The following is a 14,006-nucleotide window of genomic DNA, read 5'->3' as shown; positions in this document are numbered from 1 at the left end:
CATGTCACTGCTCTCCGTTGAGGAACTCAGCGTCACCTTCACCGCCCGCGGCCGCAAGGACGCCACGGCCGTGGACGGCGTCTCCTTCGAGGTCGACCAGGGCCAGGTCGTGGGCCTGGTCGGCGAGTCGGGCTGCGGCAAGTCCGTGACCTCGCTCGCCCTGATGGGGCTGCTGCCCCGCAAGGCCGCGAGGATCGGCGGCCGCGCCGAGTTCGACGGTCAGAACCTGCTGACCATGAACGAGCGCAAGCTCCGCGATCTGCGCGGCAGCCAAATGGCGATGATCTTCCAGGACCCGCTCTCCTCGCTGAACCCGGTCGTCCCCATCGGGATCCAGGTCACCGAGATCCTCCAGCGCCACCGCGGGCTGAAGGGCGAGAAGGCCCGCAAGGAAGCCGCGTCCCTGCTCGACCGGGTCGGCATCCCCGACCCGGACCGGCGGCTCAAGGAGTACCCGCACCAGCTCTCCGGCGGTATGCGCCAGCGCGCGCTGATCGCCATGGCGGTCGCCTGCGCCCCCCGGCTGCTGATCGCCGACGAGCCGACGACCGCGCTGGACGTGACGATCCAGGCCCAGATCCTGGAGCTCCTGAAGGAGCTGGTCGACCAGGAGGGCACCGCCCTGCTGATGATCACGCACGACCTCGGCGTCGTCGCCGGCCTCTGCGACGAGGTCAACGTCCTCTACGCCGGCCGGGCGGTGGAATCGGCGGGCCGCCGCGAGCTGTTCGCCCATCCCACCCACCCGTACGCGCACGGACTGCTCGGCTCCATCCCGCGCCTCGACGCACCGCGCGGCGAACCGCTGCACCCGATCCGCGGGTCCATCAACGACAAGATCGCCTGGGCCGACGGCTGCGCGTTCGCACCCCGGTGCGACCACTACACGATGGAGTGCCTCACCGGCACCCCCGAACTGACCGAACCACGCACGGCCGGACACCAGGTGCGCTGCGTCAACCCGGTCCTGCCCAAGGCGGAGGTCCCGGCATGAGCCTGCTCGAACTGGACGGCGTCAAAGTCCACTTCCCGGTCAAGAAGGGCCTCTTCTTCGACCGTACGGTGGGCCACGTCTACGCGGTCGACGGCGTCTCGCTGAGCGTCGAGGCCGGTCAGACGTACGGCCTGGTCGGCGAGTCGGGCTGCGGCAAGACGACGCTCGGCCGCGCGGTCCTGCGGCTGAACGACATCACCGAGGGCGGGGTCGTCTTCGACGGCACCGACCTGGCGAAGCTGCCCGCCGAGGAGATGCGGGCCTTCCGCCGCCGCCTCCAGATGGTCTTCCAGGACCCGCTGGGCAGCCTCAACCCCCGGCAGAACATCGAGTCCATCCTGTCCGAGGGCATGGCTGCCCACGGCATCGGCAAGGACGCGGCGGAGCGCCGGGAGAAGATCAAGGACATCCTCGCCAAGGTCGGCCTGCCGTCCAACGCGATGTCCCGCTACCCGCACGAGTTCTCCGGCGGCCAGCGCCAGCGCATCGGCATCGCCCGCGCGCTCGTCCTGGAGCCGGACGTGATCATCTGCGACGAGCCGGTGTCCGCGCTGGACGTCTCGGTCCAGGCGCAGGTGATCAACCTGCTGGAGGAGCTCCAGGAGTCGCTGGGCCTGACCTACCTGGTCATCGCGCACGACCTGGCGGTCGTCCGGCACATCTCGGACGTCATCGGGGTGATGTACCTCGGCGGGCTCGTCGAGGAGGCCCCGAGCGACGCGCTGTACGCGGGGCCCCGGCACCCGTACACCAAGGCGCTGATGTCGGCGGTCCCGGTGCCCGACCCCGAGGTGGAGGACCGCCGCGAGCGGATCCTGCTCCACGGCGACCTGCCCTCCCCGGCGAACCCGCCGACCGGCTGCCGCTTCCACACCCGCTGCCCGTGGGTGCAGGAGACCAAGTGCGCCACGGAGCGTCCGCCGCTCCTGGACACCGGCGACGGGCACAAGGTGGCCTGCCACTTCACGGCCGAGATCGAGGCCGGCACGGTGAAGCAGACCCTGGCGACCGGCATCGAGGCGGTCATCGGCACGGAGACGGTGGCGGCCGAGGCGGTGGAGGTGTCGGAGGGCGAAGCCCCCGAGACCGCCGACGCTCCGGCGGAGAAGGCCGACAAGGCCGACGAGGCCGACAAGGCCGAGAAGGGCGAGCCCGCGGCCGTGCCGGCTCAGGCCGACGCGGAGAGCGCCGAGCGGGCGGAGGGCAGCCCCAAGGTCTAGTACCGGCACAATTGCCCGGTGCTCACCGAACTGTTCACGCCCTCCGTCCAGCATGCGCTCGACCTCGTCGGGATCTTCGTCTTCGCGATCTCGGGCGCCCTGCTCGCCGTCCGCAAGAACTTCGATGTCTTCGGCATCGCGGTCCTCGCGGAGGTGACAGCGCTGGGCGGAGGGCTGTTCCGCGATGTGATGATCGGCGCGATCCCGCCGGCCGCCTTCACCGACCTCGGCTACTTCATCACCCCGCTGTTCGCCGCCGTGCTGGTCTTCTTCCTCCACCCGCACGTGGAACGCATCCAGGTCGGCGTCAACGTCTTCGACGCGGCGGGGCTCGGCCTGTTCTGTGTGACCGGCACGGTCAAGGCGTACGAGTACGGCCTCGGGCTCACCGCGTCGGCGGCGCTGGGCCTGGCCACCGCGGTCGGCGGCGGTGTGCTGCGCGACGTCCTGGCCAACGAGGTGCCCTCGCTGCTGCGCTGGGACCGCGACCTGTACGCGGTGCCCGCGATCGTCGGCGCGACCATGGTGGTCCTGTGCATCCGCTTCGACACCCTCAACGCCCTGACCAGCGGCCTGGCGGTGATCGCCGCGTTCGTCCTGCGGCTGCTGGCGCTGCGCTTCCACTGGCGGGCGCCGCGCGCGTACAACCGTTCCTCCGCGCGGGCCGAGGAAGCCTGAGGTCCGGCGCCGAGTATGCCGAGTATTGCGGTACCCAAAAAGCTACCGCTCAGTAGGGTGATGGATGTACCGTGCATGCCATGGCACAGGCAGCGACTGAGGCGGCGCAGACCGCACGGGCAACCATCGGCGACAGCGAGTTCGACCGGGACACCGCGGTCACCCTGCGCGAGGAGGGCGTCTACGACGCCGAGCTCTCCGCGGGCTGGACCATCATCCACGCCGTCAACGGCGGCTATCTGCTCGCCCTGCTGGGCCGTGCGCTCGGCGAGGCCCTGCCGCACTCCGACCCGTTCTCGGTCTCGGCGCACTACCTCACGGCCTCCGTGCCGGGCCCCGCCGTCGTCCGTACCCAGATCGTCCGCACCGGCCGCACCCTCTCCACGGGCCAGGCCTCCCTCTTCCAGTACGCCGAGGACGGCAGCGAGATCGAGCGCATCCGGGTGCTGGCCACCTACGGCGACCTGGACACGCTCCCCGACGACGTCCGCACGACGGCCCTGCCGCCCGCGATGCCCGACCGGGACCACTGCCTCGGCCCGAGCGACGGCGCGCCCAGGATCCCCGGCAGCTCCGCCATCACCGACCGCCTCGACATCAAGCTCGACCCGGCGACCGTCGGCTGGGCCGTCGGAGCCCCGTCCGGCAAGGGTGAGATGCGCGGCTGGTTCGGCCTGGCCGACGGCCGCGACCCGGACCCGCTGTCGCTGCTGCTCACCGTGGACGCCCTGCCGCCGACCTCGTTCGAGCTGGGCCTGTCCGGCTGGACCCCCACCGTCGAGCTGACCACCCACATCCGCTGCCGCCCCGGGCCCGCTGCGCGTCGCCATCACCACCCGCAACCTCGCGGGCGGCTTCCTGGAGGAGGACGCGGAGGTCTGGGACAGCGCCGACCGCCTGGTCGCCCAGTCCCGCCAGCTGGCCAAGGCCCCGCGCGGCAAGTAGCCACAGCACGCAGTCGTAGCACCCGGAGATCCGGTCATCATGGACCGGTGAAATCCGACCGGCTGCTCTCCGTCCTCCTGCTGCTCCAGACCCGGGGCACGGTCCCCGCCACCGAGCTGGCCGAGCGCCTCGACGTCTCCGTACGCACCATCTACCGCGACGTCGAGGCGCTCTCCGCCGCCGGAGTGCCCGTCTACGCCGAACGCGGCCGGTACGGCGGCATCGCGCTGCTCCCCGGCTTCCGCACCGACGTCACCGGTCTCACCGCCGACGAGGCGCGCGCACTCTTCGTGTTCACCGCCGACGACGCGCACGCCGCCCTGGGCCTGGACGCCGCGCTCGGCTCCGCCCTGCGCAAGGTCATGGCCGCCCTGCCCGCCCCGCACCGCCCGGCCGCCGAGGAGACCAGCCGCCGGATCCTCGTCGACCCGGCCCGCTGGACGATCGGACCCAGAGCGGCCGTAGACGTCGCCGAACTCCACGAGGCCGTCCTCGCCGACGTGCGGCTGCGCCTGCGCTACCGGCACAGCGGCGCGGACGCCCCGCGCGACTACACCGTCGACCCCTACGGCCTCGTCGTGAAGGCCGGCGTCTGGTACCTGGTCGCGGACCTCGACGGCGACTCGCGCCTCTTCCGCGCCGACCGGATCCACACGGCCGAACCCACCGAGGATCCCGTACGGCGGCGCGCCGGGGCGGAGTTGGCGGGGGTGTGGGAGACGCTGCGCGCCGGGGTGGAGCAACGCCCCTCGGCGGTACGGCTGCGGGTCCGGGTGCACCGCCCCCGCCTGGAGCTCTTCCGGCGGCTGAACGCGGGCGCGCTGACCGGGGAGCCGCAGCCGGACGAGCCCCGGCCGGGGGAGGAGCCGGGGCAGTGGCTGCTGGCGGAGCTGGCCGTGTCGGAGATCAACTGGGCGCGGTCCCTCCTCGCCTTCGGGCCGGCCGTGGAGGTCCTCGACCCGCCCGAGGCCCGAGTCCTGCTGGCCGAGGCCGCCGCCCGGGTCGTCGAGATGTACGCGGCCGACGGCTGACCCGGCCCGCCGCCCCTCACTCCCAGCTCGCGGACTCCGGATCGACGCCGTGGGCCCGGGCGTTCGCGGAGATCACCGCGCACAGCCAGTCGTTGAGCCCGGGGGCGATCGCGTCGTAGTACGCGGCGTAACCGGGATCGGTGACATACGTCCGGCCGATGCAGACCTGCATGGCGTACGTGCAGTCGAAGTACGTCGAGATCTGCGCCCGGTGCCGCTCCGCGAGGGCGTTCGCCCGGTCCGAGCCGGCGGCGACGCCGGTACGGCAGGCCTCCGCGAGGTCGGCGGTCAGGGCCTCGGTGGTCGCCGCCACGTCCTTCCAGTCCTCGGCGCTCATCCCGGCCGCCCGCTCCGCGTACTGCGCCCACTGGTCCGTGCCGCCCCAGCGTTCCTCGGCCTCTCCGGCCCAGCCGGGCCGCCAGTCGGCCCCGAAGATCTCCACCTGCTCCTCGGGCGTCAGCCGGATCCCGGGCCTCGACTCCACCAGCATCCGGTCCACCGCCCCGACCATCCGCTCCAGCCGGGAGATCCGGTCCACGAGCTGCCCCCGCTGCCGGCGCAGATGCTCGCGCGCGTCGACCTCCGGGTCGTCCAGGAGCCGTCCGATCGCGGCGAGCGGGATGCCGATCTCGCGGTAGACGAGGACCCGGTGGAGCCGGGCGACGTCGTCGTCCCCGTACACCCGGTAGCCGGCCCGGGTGCGCCCGCCCGGCCGCACGAGACCGATCGTGTCCCAGTGGTGCAGCGTCTTCACACTGACCCCGACGAGCGCGGCGGTCCGTCCGACGGTCAGCCCGTCCGTCCGCCCGTCGGCGGGCGGTTCTCCGGGGCGGCGCTCCTCGTTGCTCACCGGCCCAGTCTCCCGCAGCCGGAGCCGGGTCATGCGGTGGTCGGCACGCCGGCGCCGGCCAGGATCTCCCGTGCGGGCAGGGCGACGCTCGCGGCGGCGGTGAGCCCGGTGGCCGTGAGATGGGCGTCCACGAAGCGCAGCCCGGCCGCGTACCCGGCGAAGTCCGGCAGCCCGACCGGCTCCTGCCCCAGTCGACGAGCGGTGCGGTCGCCGAACACGTACGGGGACAGGTTCCGCATGCCCGCCACGTCGATCCCGGCCGCCACCTTCGCGCAGACCTCGTCCAGCTCCGGGCCGTGCAGGGAGGTCGCCCAGGGGCCCATGGCGGCCTCGCCCGCCAGCTCCCGCACGAACGCCTCGGCCAGCCCCTCGGCCACCACCTGTTCGCCGACCGTGACCGCCATCGGGTCCCAGACCACGTTGGCGTAGCGGACGTTGTGGTGCAGCTCGTGGGCGGCGGCGTGCCCGATCTTGGCCAGGCCGGTTTCGGTGGGCCACATCATCAGCAGGATCGCGCCCGGGATGCCGCCGAGGCCGAAGTACCCCTGGTTGAGGCCCAGCTGCGGGTCGTCCGGGTCGCCGAGCATCAGGACCACCTGCACGGTGCCGGCGGTCCGCGCCCCGGGCGCCGCCACGGCCAGCCGCTCCTGTGCGGCGGCGAGCGACTCCTCGACCCGCTGCCACACCCGGGCCTCCCGCATCCGCTCCAGGGCCGCAAGGAGGCGCGGTTCGTCCCGGTCGAGCGGGAAGCCGCTGCCCGCGCGGTGCGTCTCGACCAGGTCTCCGACCCCCACCCGCGACATCACCTCCCGCAACGGGGCGTACATCTCGCGCAGGGCGTCGGGTCGTTGGGCCACCGGGCGGTGCAGGAGGTCGAGCAGGGCGGAGGCGGTGTCATGGACGACGATCTTCATACCGGGGGACCGTAGAGCCTCCTGTCGCGGGAGGGTCAAGGGCGCCGCGGCGTCTCCTGGCCTTCCGCCCGGTCCGTGCGTACGTCACCCCTCGTCCAGCCAGTGCGCCCGGCCGATGGTGACCAGCCGCAGCCGCCGCCGGGCCACCCGGACGACCTCCGCCTCGCCCTCCGGTCCGGCCTCCAGCAGGGTCGACGTGGTGATCACCATGTGGTCCACATAGAGGCCGCCGAGCATCAGCAGGTCCTCCTCGCTCCACCCGGCCGACCCCGGCTCCTGGCCGAGCGCGCAGGCCACCTCCTCCGCGAACCGCCGCAGCTGGGCCGCGATCGCCTCGCGCACCGGGCCGACCCCGCCGTGCTGCTCGCGGGCGATGAACCGGAAGTGTGCGGGCTGCGCGCCGACATGACGGGCTATCACCTCCACGCTGCGGTCCAGCCGCTCCTCGCTGTCGCCCGTCTCCGCGAGCACCGCCGCGATCAGCCCGTGCAGGCTGCCCAGGGTCTCCTCGACCAGGGCGACGCCGAGCGCGGCGGTGTCCTCGAAGTGCCGGTAGAAGGCCGTCGGCGTGACCCCGGCGGCCCGGGTGACCTCCCGCAGTCCCAGGCTGCTCAGGCTCTGGTGCTCCAGCAGGACGAGCGCGGCGTCCAGGAGGGCCTGGCGGGTCCTGAGCTTCTGGGTCTGGCGAATGCCGGCGGGAGTGTGACTCATGCCATTCAGTAAACAACCGTTCTCCGAGTCGAGGGAAGGGTGTGGGGTTTAGACTTTCAAGTCAGTGAACACTCGTACTCCGAACGGCTTTCGTCGTCGCACAGAGAGGTTCCGCCGTGCTCGTCCTCGTCGCCGCGCTGCTCCTGCTGGGAATCCTCCTCGGAGCGGTCGCCCACATCCCGCTGCCGCTGACCCTGGCCGCCGCGGCCGTGATCGGCTGCTGGCTGCTGATCTTCGCCGTACGCGAGCGCACGTCGCGCCGCACCCACTGACCCGCCGCACGCACCGACCCGCAGCACCCGCACCCGCCGAGCCTGCCGTTTCCCGGACCGATCCGAAGGAGCTCGCACCATGACCCTCACCCTCATCGACCGCACCCGCCGCACGGACGCGGCCTCCGGCAAGGACGTCGTCGACCCGGGCGCGGCGCCGGAAGCGGGGAAGAGCCCCGACGCCGCTCCGCGCCGGGCCGTGGGCCGCGAGGCGGACGGGCTCGCCGTCGCCTCGTTCGTCCTCGGCCTCGTCGGGCTGCTGGTCTTCAACATCCTGCTCGGGCCCACCGCGATCGTGATGGCGCTGCTGGCCCTGGCCCGCCGCACCCGCCGCCGGGGACGCGCCTACCTGGGCCTCGCCCTGGGCGTCGCCGACCTCGCCGTGCTCGCCGTCCTGGTCACCGCCAACGGCACGGTCGCCTGGAACCTCGGCGGCTGACGCACGCGCCTGACGCGGCCCCGCGAGCCGCTCTCCACCCGCTCCGGATCGGGCTCCGGACCGGGTCCGCCGCACCCCTCACGGGCGTGCGCGGGTGCCGGGCCGTGACGCGCCCGGCATGCGCCCCACCCGGGGCTCGTAGAATCGGCCCCACCATGGCCTACCTCGACCACGCCGCGACCACCCCGATGCTTCCCGAAGCGATCGGGGCGATGACCGCCCAGCTCTCCGTCACCGGCAACGCGTCCTCACTGCACGCCGCCGGACGCCGGGCCCGCCGTACCGTCGAGGAGTCCAGAGAAGCCCTCGCCGACGCCCTCGGCGCACGCCCCAGCGAGGTCGTCCTCACCTCCGGCGGCACGGAGGCCGACAACCTCGCCGTGAAGGGCCTCTACTGGTCCCGCCGCGACGCCGACCCCCGCCGCACCCGGGTCCTCGCCGGGCCCGTCGAACACCACGCCGTCCTGGACGCCGTCGACTGGCTGGCCGAGCACGAGGGCGCGACCGTCGACTACCTCCCCGTCGACCGCTACGGCCGGGTGCACCCCGAAGACCTGCGCGAGGCGATCCTCCGCAACCCCGACGACGTCGCGATGATCACGGTCATGTGGGCCAACAACGAGATCGGCACCATCATGCCGGTCCGCGAACTGGCAGAAGTGGCGGCGGAGTTCGCCATTCCCATGCACGCCGACGCGGTGCAGGCCTTCGGACAGCTGGAGGTCGACTTCGCCCGCTCCGGACTGGCCGCGATGACGGTCAGCGGGCACAAGATCGGCGGCCCGTTCGGCATCGGCGCGCTGCTGCTGGGCCGCGACCACACCCCCGTACCCGTGCTGCACGGCGGCGGCCAGGAGCGGCATGTGCGCTCCGGCACCCTGGACGTGCCCGCCGTCGCCTCCTTCGCGGTCGCCGGGCGGCTGGCGGCCGAGCGGCGCGAGCAGTTCGCCCGCCGCGTGGGCTCCCTGCGCGACGACCTGGTGGACGCCGTACGCCGGGCCGTGCCGGACGCCGTGCTCGGCGGCGACCCGGACTCGGCCGGACGCCTCCCGGCCAACGCCCACTTCAGCTTCCCGGGCTGCGAGGGCGACTCCCTCCTCCTGCTGCTGGACGCCCAGGGCATCGAATGCTCCACCGGCTCCGCCTGCACCGCCGGGATCGCCCAGCCCAGCCATGTCCTGCTCGCCACCGGCACCGACCCGGACCTGGCCCGGGGCACCCTGCGCTTCTCGCTCGGCCACACCTCCACCGAGGAGGACGTCAAGGCGCTCGCCGAGGCGATCGGCCCGGCGGTCGAGCGGGCGAGGACCGCCGGACTCAGCTGAGGGCCGTCACCCGGAGACTGCCGTCACCCGGAAGCCTTCGCGGAAGCGGAGGCCGAGGCCGAGGAAGTGGGCGAAGGGGAGGGTGGCGCGGTGGCGGCCCGGCGCACCAGCTCCATGTACCGGTCCCAGTCCCAGTGCGGACCCGGATCGGTGTGGTCGGTGCCCGGCACCTCCACATGCCCGATGATGTGCTTCCGGTCGACGGGTATGTCGTGCCGGGCGCAGATCGACGCGGTGAGCCGCGCCGAGGACTCGTACATCGCCTTGGTGAGGTTCTTCGGCCGGTCCACGAACCCCTCGTGCTCGATGCCGACGGCCCGCTCGTTGAAGGAGCGGTTGCCCGCCTGGTACGCCACGTCCAGCTCACGGATCATCTGCACCACCCGCCCGTCCTGCCCCACGATGTAGTGCGTCGCGGCCTGGTGGGCGGGGTCCTGGAACACCTTCACCGCGCTGTCGAAGCTGCCCTGGGTGACATGGATGATCACCCGGTCGATCGGGAAGTCGTCGGGCCGGTCCGCACGCCGCCAGTTCGCCTCCGAGGCGGCCACCCAGGTCGCCCCCGCGTAATCCAGCTCGCCCGGCTTCCGCGGCTTCTCGATGCCGGGCACCTGCCACCACAGCCGCTTCACCCGGTCGCGCGCGAGCACGGCGGCGGTGCCGGCGGCCACCACCGCACCGCCGCCGATCAGCAGCGCGCGCCGGCTGACGCCGTCGGCGGGCTTCTTCCGCGACGGCCTGCCCGACGACTTGCCCGAGGGCTTGTCCGACGCCCGGGTGCTCCCGTTGTTCCCCATGTGGTCGTCAACGCATATCCGCGAGCGTTCGGTTCCCGGGGACCCGTACCCTGGAGAGGCTATGACTCAGACTTCCCAGCGCCCCCTGCGTGTTCTCGCCGCGATGTCGGGCGGCGTGGACTCCGCCGTCGCCGCGGCCCGTGCCGCCGAGGCGGGCCACGACGTGACCGGTGTCCACCTCGCCCTGTCCGCGAACCCCCAGTCCTTCCGGACCGGGGCGCGCGGCTGTTGCACCATCGAGGACTCCCGGGACGCCCGCCGCGCGGCCGACGTCATCGGTATCCCGTTCTACGTCTGGGACCTGGCGGAACGCTTCCGCGAGGACGTCGTCGAGGACTTCGTCGCGGAGTACGAGGCCGGGCGCACACCCAACCCCTGCCTGCGCTGCAACGAGAAGATCAAGTTCGCCGCGCTCCTCGACAAGGCCCTCGCCCTCGGCTTCGACGCCGTGTGCACCGGCCACTACGCCACCGTCGTGCTCACCGAGGACGGCAGCCGTGAGCTGCACCGCGCCTCCGACATGGCCAAGGACCAGAGCTATGTGCTCGGCGTCCTGGACGAGAAGCAGCTCGCCCACGCCATGTTCCCGCTCGGCGACACCCTCACCACCAAGGACGAGATCCGGGCCGAGGCCGAGCGCCGGGGCCTGGCCGTCGCCAAGAAGCCCGACAGCCACGACATCTGCTTCATCGCCGACGGCGACACCCAGGGCTTCCTCGCGAACCGCCTCGGCGGCCCGGCCGAGGGCGACATCCTCGACGAGTCCGGTACGAAGCTGGGCACCCACGAAGGCGCCTTCGGCTTCACCATCGGCCAGCGCAAGGGCCTGAAGATCGGCCACCCGGCCCCCGACGGCAAGCCGCGCTACGTCCTCGACATCTCCCCGGTGAACAACACCGTCACCGTCGGCCCGGTCGAGGCCCTCGACGTGACCGCGCTGACCGCCATCAAGCCCCGCTGGTGCGGAACGCCTCCGTCCGGCCCGGGCACGTACACCGCCCAGCTGCGCGCCCACGGCGGCGAGACCGAGGTCACGGCCGAGCTCGTCGACGGCACGGAGCTGAACGTCACCTTCACCGAGCCGGTCCGGGGCGTGGCCCCCGGTCAGGCGGTCGTCCTGTACGACGGCACGCGCGTGGTCGGCTCGGCCACCATCGCGACGACGGTCCGGCGCGAGCGGGTGGCCGCGGGCGGCTGAGCCCGGTCCGCTGACGGCTCACGACGCTCGGGCCCGCAGGCGGGTCACGACGCCTGTCGGTACGCGTACACGTCCACGTCCTTGGCGAAGAAGTCCGTCAGCACCGGCGCGATCACTTGGGGCGCCACCTCGCGCATCTGGCCCGTCAGCGTTCGGTGCCGGCCGCGCGGCAGGGCCTCGGCCAGGGTGCGGGTCGCCGCGCGGGCCGGGGCGCTGCTGAAGCCGCCGCAGACCACCAGCGTCCGGGCGGCGACCGCCGCGAACCGCTCGGCCGGGATCGCCCCGTCGCCCAGCAGCGCGTCGTCGTACGCCAGGGTGTGCGCCATCGCCTCCAGCTCCGCCCACACCGGCGTGCGCCGCATCCGGGCGGCCGTCTCCGCCGCGACGCCCGTCATGGACAGGAACAGCTCCACCGCCCCGCCCCGGTCACCGGCCGCCAGCAACCGGTGCAGCCGGGCCGTGCAGCGGGCCTTGAACAGCAGGCCGGACGCGCCCGGAGTGTAGGGCGGCTCGTACACGGCGAGCAGCTCCACCGGGAGCCCGGCGGCCGCCGCCTCCAGCGCCAGCGCCCCGCCCGACGACATCCCGAAGACCGCCGCACCCGCCCCGGCCGCGCCGACGACGGCGGCCAGATCCTCGACCTCCCGCGCCACGGTGCAGCGCCCGGCGGCACCGCTGGCGCCTCGGCCCCGGCGGTCGTAGGTGAGCACCGTGAAGCGCGGCGCGAGCAGGGCGGCCAGCGGCGCCTCGGCCGCGGCGGTGCTCAGCGCCCCGCCGACCAGCACCAGCGGCGGCCCCTCGCCCTGGCGGCGGTAGGCGATCGGCGTGCCGTCGGCGGAGAGAATCCTGTCCATGGGAGAGGAGACCGGGGCGGTCCGCGAAACTCATCGCTCCGGCGGAGAAAACTTCCGCGGACCGCCCGGAGCGGGGTCAGTCGGCCACCGTCTCCGTCGCGTAGAAGCAGAAGTGGTCCTTGATCGCGGCGACTTCGGGCTTCGGGTCCGGATAGGCCCAGACGAGATCGGCGGCCCCGGGCAGCGACCAGTAGGAGGCGTCCCCCTTGAACGGGCAGTGGGTGGTGGTGTCCGACGGGGCGAGCAGTTCGGTACGGACGTCCTCGGGCGGCAGGTAGTAGCGGACCGGACAGCCGGTCTCGCGGAGCGCGAGCGGGCGGCGGCTCTCGGCCAGCACCTGGCCCTCGTGCACCGCCCGGACGTGCTCGGTGCCCTGCTCGACGGTGATGCGGTGTCCTCGGGTGGCAGTCATGCTTCTTTCAGCGGCGTACGGGGCCGTCTTCTTCCCGTACGCCGATCCCGTACGCCGATCCGTCCCCGGAACGGGGGAGTGTCCGAGGCGGGTCGTACGGTGGCTCCATGAACATCTGCGTCTTCCTCTCCGCCGCCGACCTCGACGACCGCTACACCGTGCCCGCCCGGGAGTTCGCCGAACTGCTCGGCAGAGGCGGGCACACTCTGGTGTGGGGCGGATCGGAGAGCGGGCTGATGAAGGTCGTCGCGGACGGTGTGCAGGCGACGGGCGGGCGGCTCGTGGGCGTATCGGTCGACTTCCTCGCCGCGAAGGCCCGGGAGAACGCGGACGAGATGGTGATCGCCCGCGACCTCGCCGAACGCAAGGCCCTCCTCCTGGAGAAGTCCGACGCCATCGTGATCATGGTCGGCGGGACCGGGACGCTGGACGAGGCCACCGAGATCCTGGAGCTGAAGAAGCACGGCAAGCACACCAAGCCGGTCGTCCTGCTGAACACGGCGGGCTTCTACGACGGGCTGCGCCAGCAGTTCCAGCGCATGGAGGACGAGGGCTTCCTGCCGCTGCCCCTGACGGACCTGGTCTTCTTCGCCAAGGACGGCGTCGGCGCGCTGGCCTACCTGGAGGAGTCCGCCGGTCACCGGTAGAGGACCCGGATCTAGGATCGCCCCATGTCTACCCACCTCATCACCGGCGCCGGATCCGGCATCGGGGCCGCTGTCGCCCGCCGTCTCCTGGAGCGCGGCGACGGCCTCGTCCTGCTCGCCCGGGACGCCGGCCGCGCCAAGGAGTTCGCCGACCGCTATCCGGGCGCGCGCACCCTCGTCGGCGACCTTGGCAACCCGGACCGGCTGTCCTGGGCGTTCGGCCAGCAGGCCATGCCCGAGCGGATCGACACCCTGCTGCACATCGCCGGCGTCGTCGAGCTCGGCGAGGTCGGCGAGCTCACCCCCAAGGCCTGGCACTTCCAGCTCAACGCCAACCTGATCGCCCCCGCCGAGATCACCCGCCTCCTCATCCCGCAGCTCCGCGCCGCCCAGGGCCACGTCCTGTTCGTGAACTCCGGCGCCGGGCTCAACGCCCACGCCGGGTGGAGCGCGTACGCCGCGAGCAAGCACGGCCTCAAGGCGCTCGCCGACTCGCTGCGCCACGAGGAGCACGCCAACGGCGTGCGCGTCACCACCGTCTACCCCGGCCGCACCGCCAGCCCGATGCAGGCCAAGGTCCATCAGCAGGAGGGCAAGGAGTACGACGCGGAGCGCTGGATCGACCCCGAGTCGGTGGCGACGACGATCCTGATGGCCCTCGACCTGCCGCGCGATGCCGAGGTGAACGACCTCACGGTCCGCCCCGGCCGCTGACGCCC

At 72.9% G+C, this 14,006-nt stretch carries 16 protein-coding genes and 1 pseudogene; 11 read left to right on the top strand and 6 right to left on the bottom strand.

What is annotated here, in order from left to right; all coding sequences use genetic code 11:
- Position 1 precedes the first annotated feature (1 nt).
- The 5 genes and pseudogenes from G3I54_RS00520 to G3I54_RS00500 all read left to right on the top strand — a co-directional run bounded on the left by G3I54_RS00520 (position 2) and on the right by G3I54_RS00500 (position 4,868).
- Positions 2 to 994 (top strand): ABC transporter ATP-binding protein, encoded by a 993-nt coding sequence (locus tag G3I54_RS00520; RefSeq protein WP_164609927.1) that lies wholly within the window; start codon positions 2 to 4, stop codon positions 992 to 994.
- Positions 991 to 2,214 carry an oligopeptide/dipeptide ABC transporter ATP-binding protein gene (locus G3I54_RS00515; RefSeq protein ID WP_164609925.1) on the top strand — a complete coding sequence of 408 codons (1,224 nt, stop codon included), beginning with the start codon at positions 991 to 993 and terminating at the stop codon, positions 2,212 to 2,214. The genes G3I54_RS00520 and G3I54_RS00515 overlap by 4 nt, the downstream gene beginning before the upstream one ends.
- A gap of 18 nt (positions 2,215 to 2,232) precedes the next feature.
- Positions 2,233 to 2,892 carry a trimeric intracellular cation channel family protein gene (locus G3I54_RS00510; protein ID WP_137234529.1) on the top strand — a complete coding sequence of 220 codons (660 nt, stop codon included), beginning with the start codon at positions 2,233 to 2,235 and terminating at the stop codon, positions 2,890 to 2,892.
- A gap of 80 nt (positions 2,893 to 2,972) precedes the next feature.
- Positions 2,973 to 3,837: pseudogene (locus tag G3I54_RS00505) on the top strand (thioesterase family protein).
- 47 nt (positions 3,838 to 3,884) lie between these two features.
- Positions 3,885 to 4,868 carry a YafY family protein gene (locus G3I54_RS00500; protein ID WP_164609923.1) on the top strand — a complete coding sequence of 328 codons (984 nt, stop codon included), beginning with the start codon at positions 3,885 to 3,887 and terminating at the stop codon, positions 4,866 to 4,868.
- A gap of 16 nt (positions 4,869 to 4,884) precedes the next feature.
- Here G3I54_RS00500 and G3I54_RS00495 read toward each other — a convergent pair whose 3' ends face one another.
- The 3 genes from G3I54_RS00495 to G3I54_RS00485 form a co-directional block, all read right to left on the bottom strand.
- Entirely contained in the window at positions 4,885 to 5,718 is an 834-nt protein-coding gene (locus G3I54_RS00495) for a MerR family transcriptional regulator (RefSeq protein WP_343240240.1), read from the bottom strand.
- 29 nt (positions 5,719 to 5,747) lie between these two features.
- Positions 5,748 to 6,632, bottom strand: a complete 885-nt coding sequence (locus G3I54_RS00490) for a DUF2268 domain-containing putative Zn-dependent protease (protein ID WP_164609919.1) — start codon at positions 6,630 to 6,632, stop codon at positions 5,748 to 5,750.
- A gap of 84 nt (positions 6,633 to 6,716) precedes the next feature.
- Complete coding sequence (locus G3I54_RS00485; protein ID WP_164609917.1) at positions 6,717 to 7,343, bottom strand: TetR family transcriptional regulator; 627 nt, start codon at positions 7,341 to 7,343, stop codon at positions 6,717 to 6,719.
- 116 nt (positions 7,344 to 7,459) lie between these two features.
- Between G3I54_RS00485 and G3I54_RS38810 the strand changes: the two genes are divergently transcribed.
- The 3 genes from G3I54_RS38810 to G3I54_RS00475 all read left to right on the top strand — a co-directional run bounded on the left by G3I54_RS38810 (position 7,460) and on the right by G3I54_RS00475 (position 9,379).
- A complete protein-coding gene (locus G3I54_RS38810; RefSeq protein ID WP_010059989.1) occupies positions 7,460 to 7,615 on the top strand; it encodes a hypothetical protein in 156 nt (51 codons plus the stop codon).
- Positions 7,616 to 7,694: 79 nt separating this feature from the next.
- Positions 7,695 to 8,054 carry a hypothetical protein gene (locus tag G3I54_RS00480; protein ID WP_164609915.1) on the top strand — a complete coding sequence of 120 codons (360 nt, stop codon included), beginning with the start codon at positions 7,695 to 7,697 and terminating at the stop codon, positions 8,052 to 8,054.
- Between the two features lie 155 nt (positions 8,055 to 8,209).
- Positions 8,210 to 9,379: a cysteine desulfurase family protein gene (locus tag G3I54_RS00475; RefSeq protein WP_164609913.1), complete on the top strand. Its 1,170-nt coding sequence runs from the start codon at positions 8,210 to 8,212 to the stop codon at positions 9,377 to 9,379.
- Positions 9,380 to 9,402: 23 nt separating this feature from the next.
- Here the strand turns inward: G3I54_RS00475 and G3I54_RS00470 are convergent, their stop codons facing one another.
- Entirely contained in the window at positions 9,403 to 10,176 is a 774-nt protein-coding gene (locus G3I54_RS00470; protein WP_164609911.1) for a peptidoglycan recognition family protein, read from the bottom strand.
- A gap of 61 nt (positions 10,177 to 10,237) precedes the next feature.
- Here G3I54_RS00470 and mnmA point away from each other — a divergent pair, with 61 nt between their 5' ends.
- Positions 10,238 to 11,374, top strand: coding sequence for a tRNA 2-thiouridine(34) synthase MnmA (gene mnmA, locus G3I54_RS00465; protein ID WP_164609909.1), 1,137 nt, complete (start codon positions 10,238 to 10,240; stop codon positions 11,372 to 11,374).
- A 44-nt stretch (positions 11,375 to 11,418) separates the two neighbouring features.
- Here mnmA and G3I54_RS00460 read toward each other — a convergent pair whose 3' ends face one another.
- Together G3I54_RS00460 and G3I54_RS00455 are read right to left on the bottom strand one after the other, a co-directional pair.
- On the bottom strand, positions 11,419 to 12,228 hold the full coding sequence (locus G3I54_RS00460; RefSeq protein WP_164609907.1) for an alpha/beta fold hydrolase: 810 nt from the start codon (positions 12,226 to 12,228) through the stop codon (positions 11,419 to 11,421).
- Between the two features lie 76 nt (positions 12,229 to 12,304).
- Complete coding sequence (locus tag G3I54_RS00455; protein WP_164609905.1) at positions 12,305 to 12,640, bottom strand: DUF427 domain-containing protein; 336 nt, start codon at positions 12,638 to 12,640, stop codon at positions 12,305 to 12,307.
- A gap of 107 nt (positions 12,641 to 12,747) precedes the next feature.
- Here G3I54_RS00455 and G3I54_RS00450 point away from each other — a divergent pair, with 107 nt between their 5' ends.
- Together G3I54_RS00450 and G3I54_RS00445 are read left to right on the top strand one after the other, a co-directional pair.
- Positions 12,748 to 13,287 (top strand): TIGR00730 family Rossman fold protein, encoded by a 540-nt coding sequence (locus tag G3I54_RS00450; RefSeq protein ID WP_164609903.1) that lies wholly within the window; start codon positions 12,748 to 12,750, stop codon positions 13,285 to 13,287.
- Positions 13,288 to 13,311: 24 nt separating this feature from the next.
- Positions 13,312 to 14,001, top strand: coding sequence for an SDR family oxidoreductase (locus G3I54_RS00445; protein WP_164609901.1), 690 nt, complete (start codon positions 13,312 to 13,314; stop codon positions 13,999 to 14,001).
- Positions 14,002 to 14,006 lie beyond the last annotated feature (5 nt).

Source organism: Streptomyces sp. SID14515, from assembly GCF_010548505.1.
Taxonomy (GTDB): Bacteria; Actinomycetota; Actinomycetes; order Streptomycetales; family Streptomycetaceae; genus Streptomyces; species Streptomyces caviscabies.
This window is presented reverse-complemented; position numbering and strand designations above follow the sequence as displayed.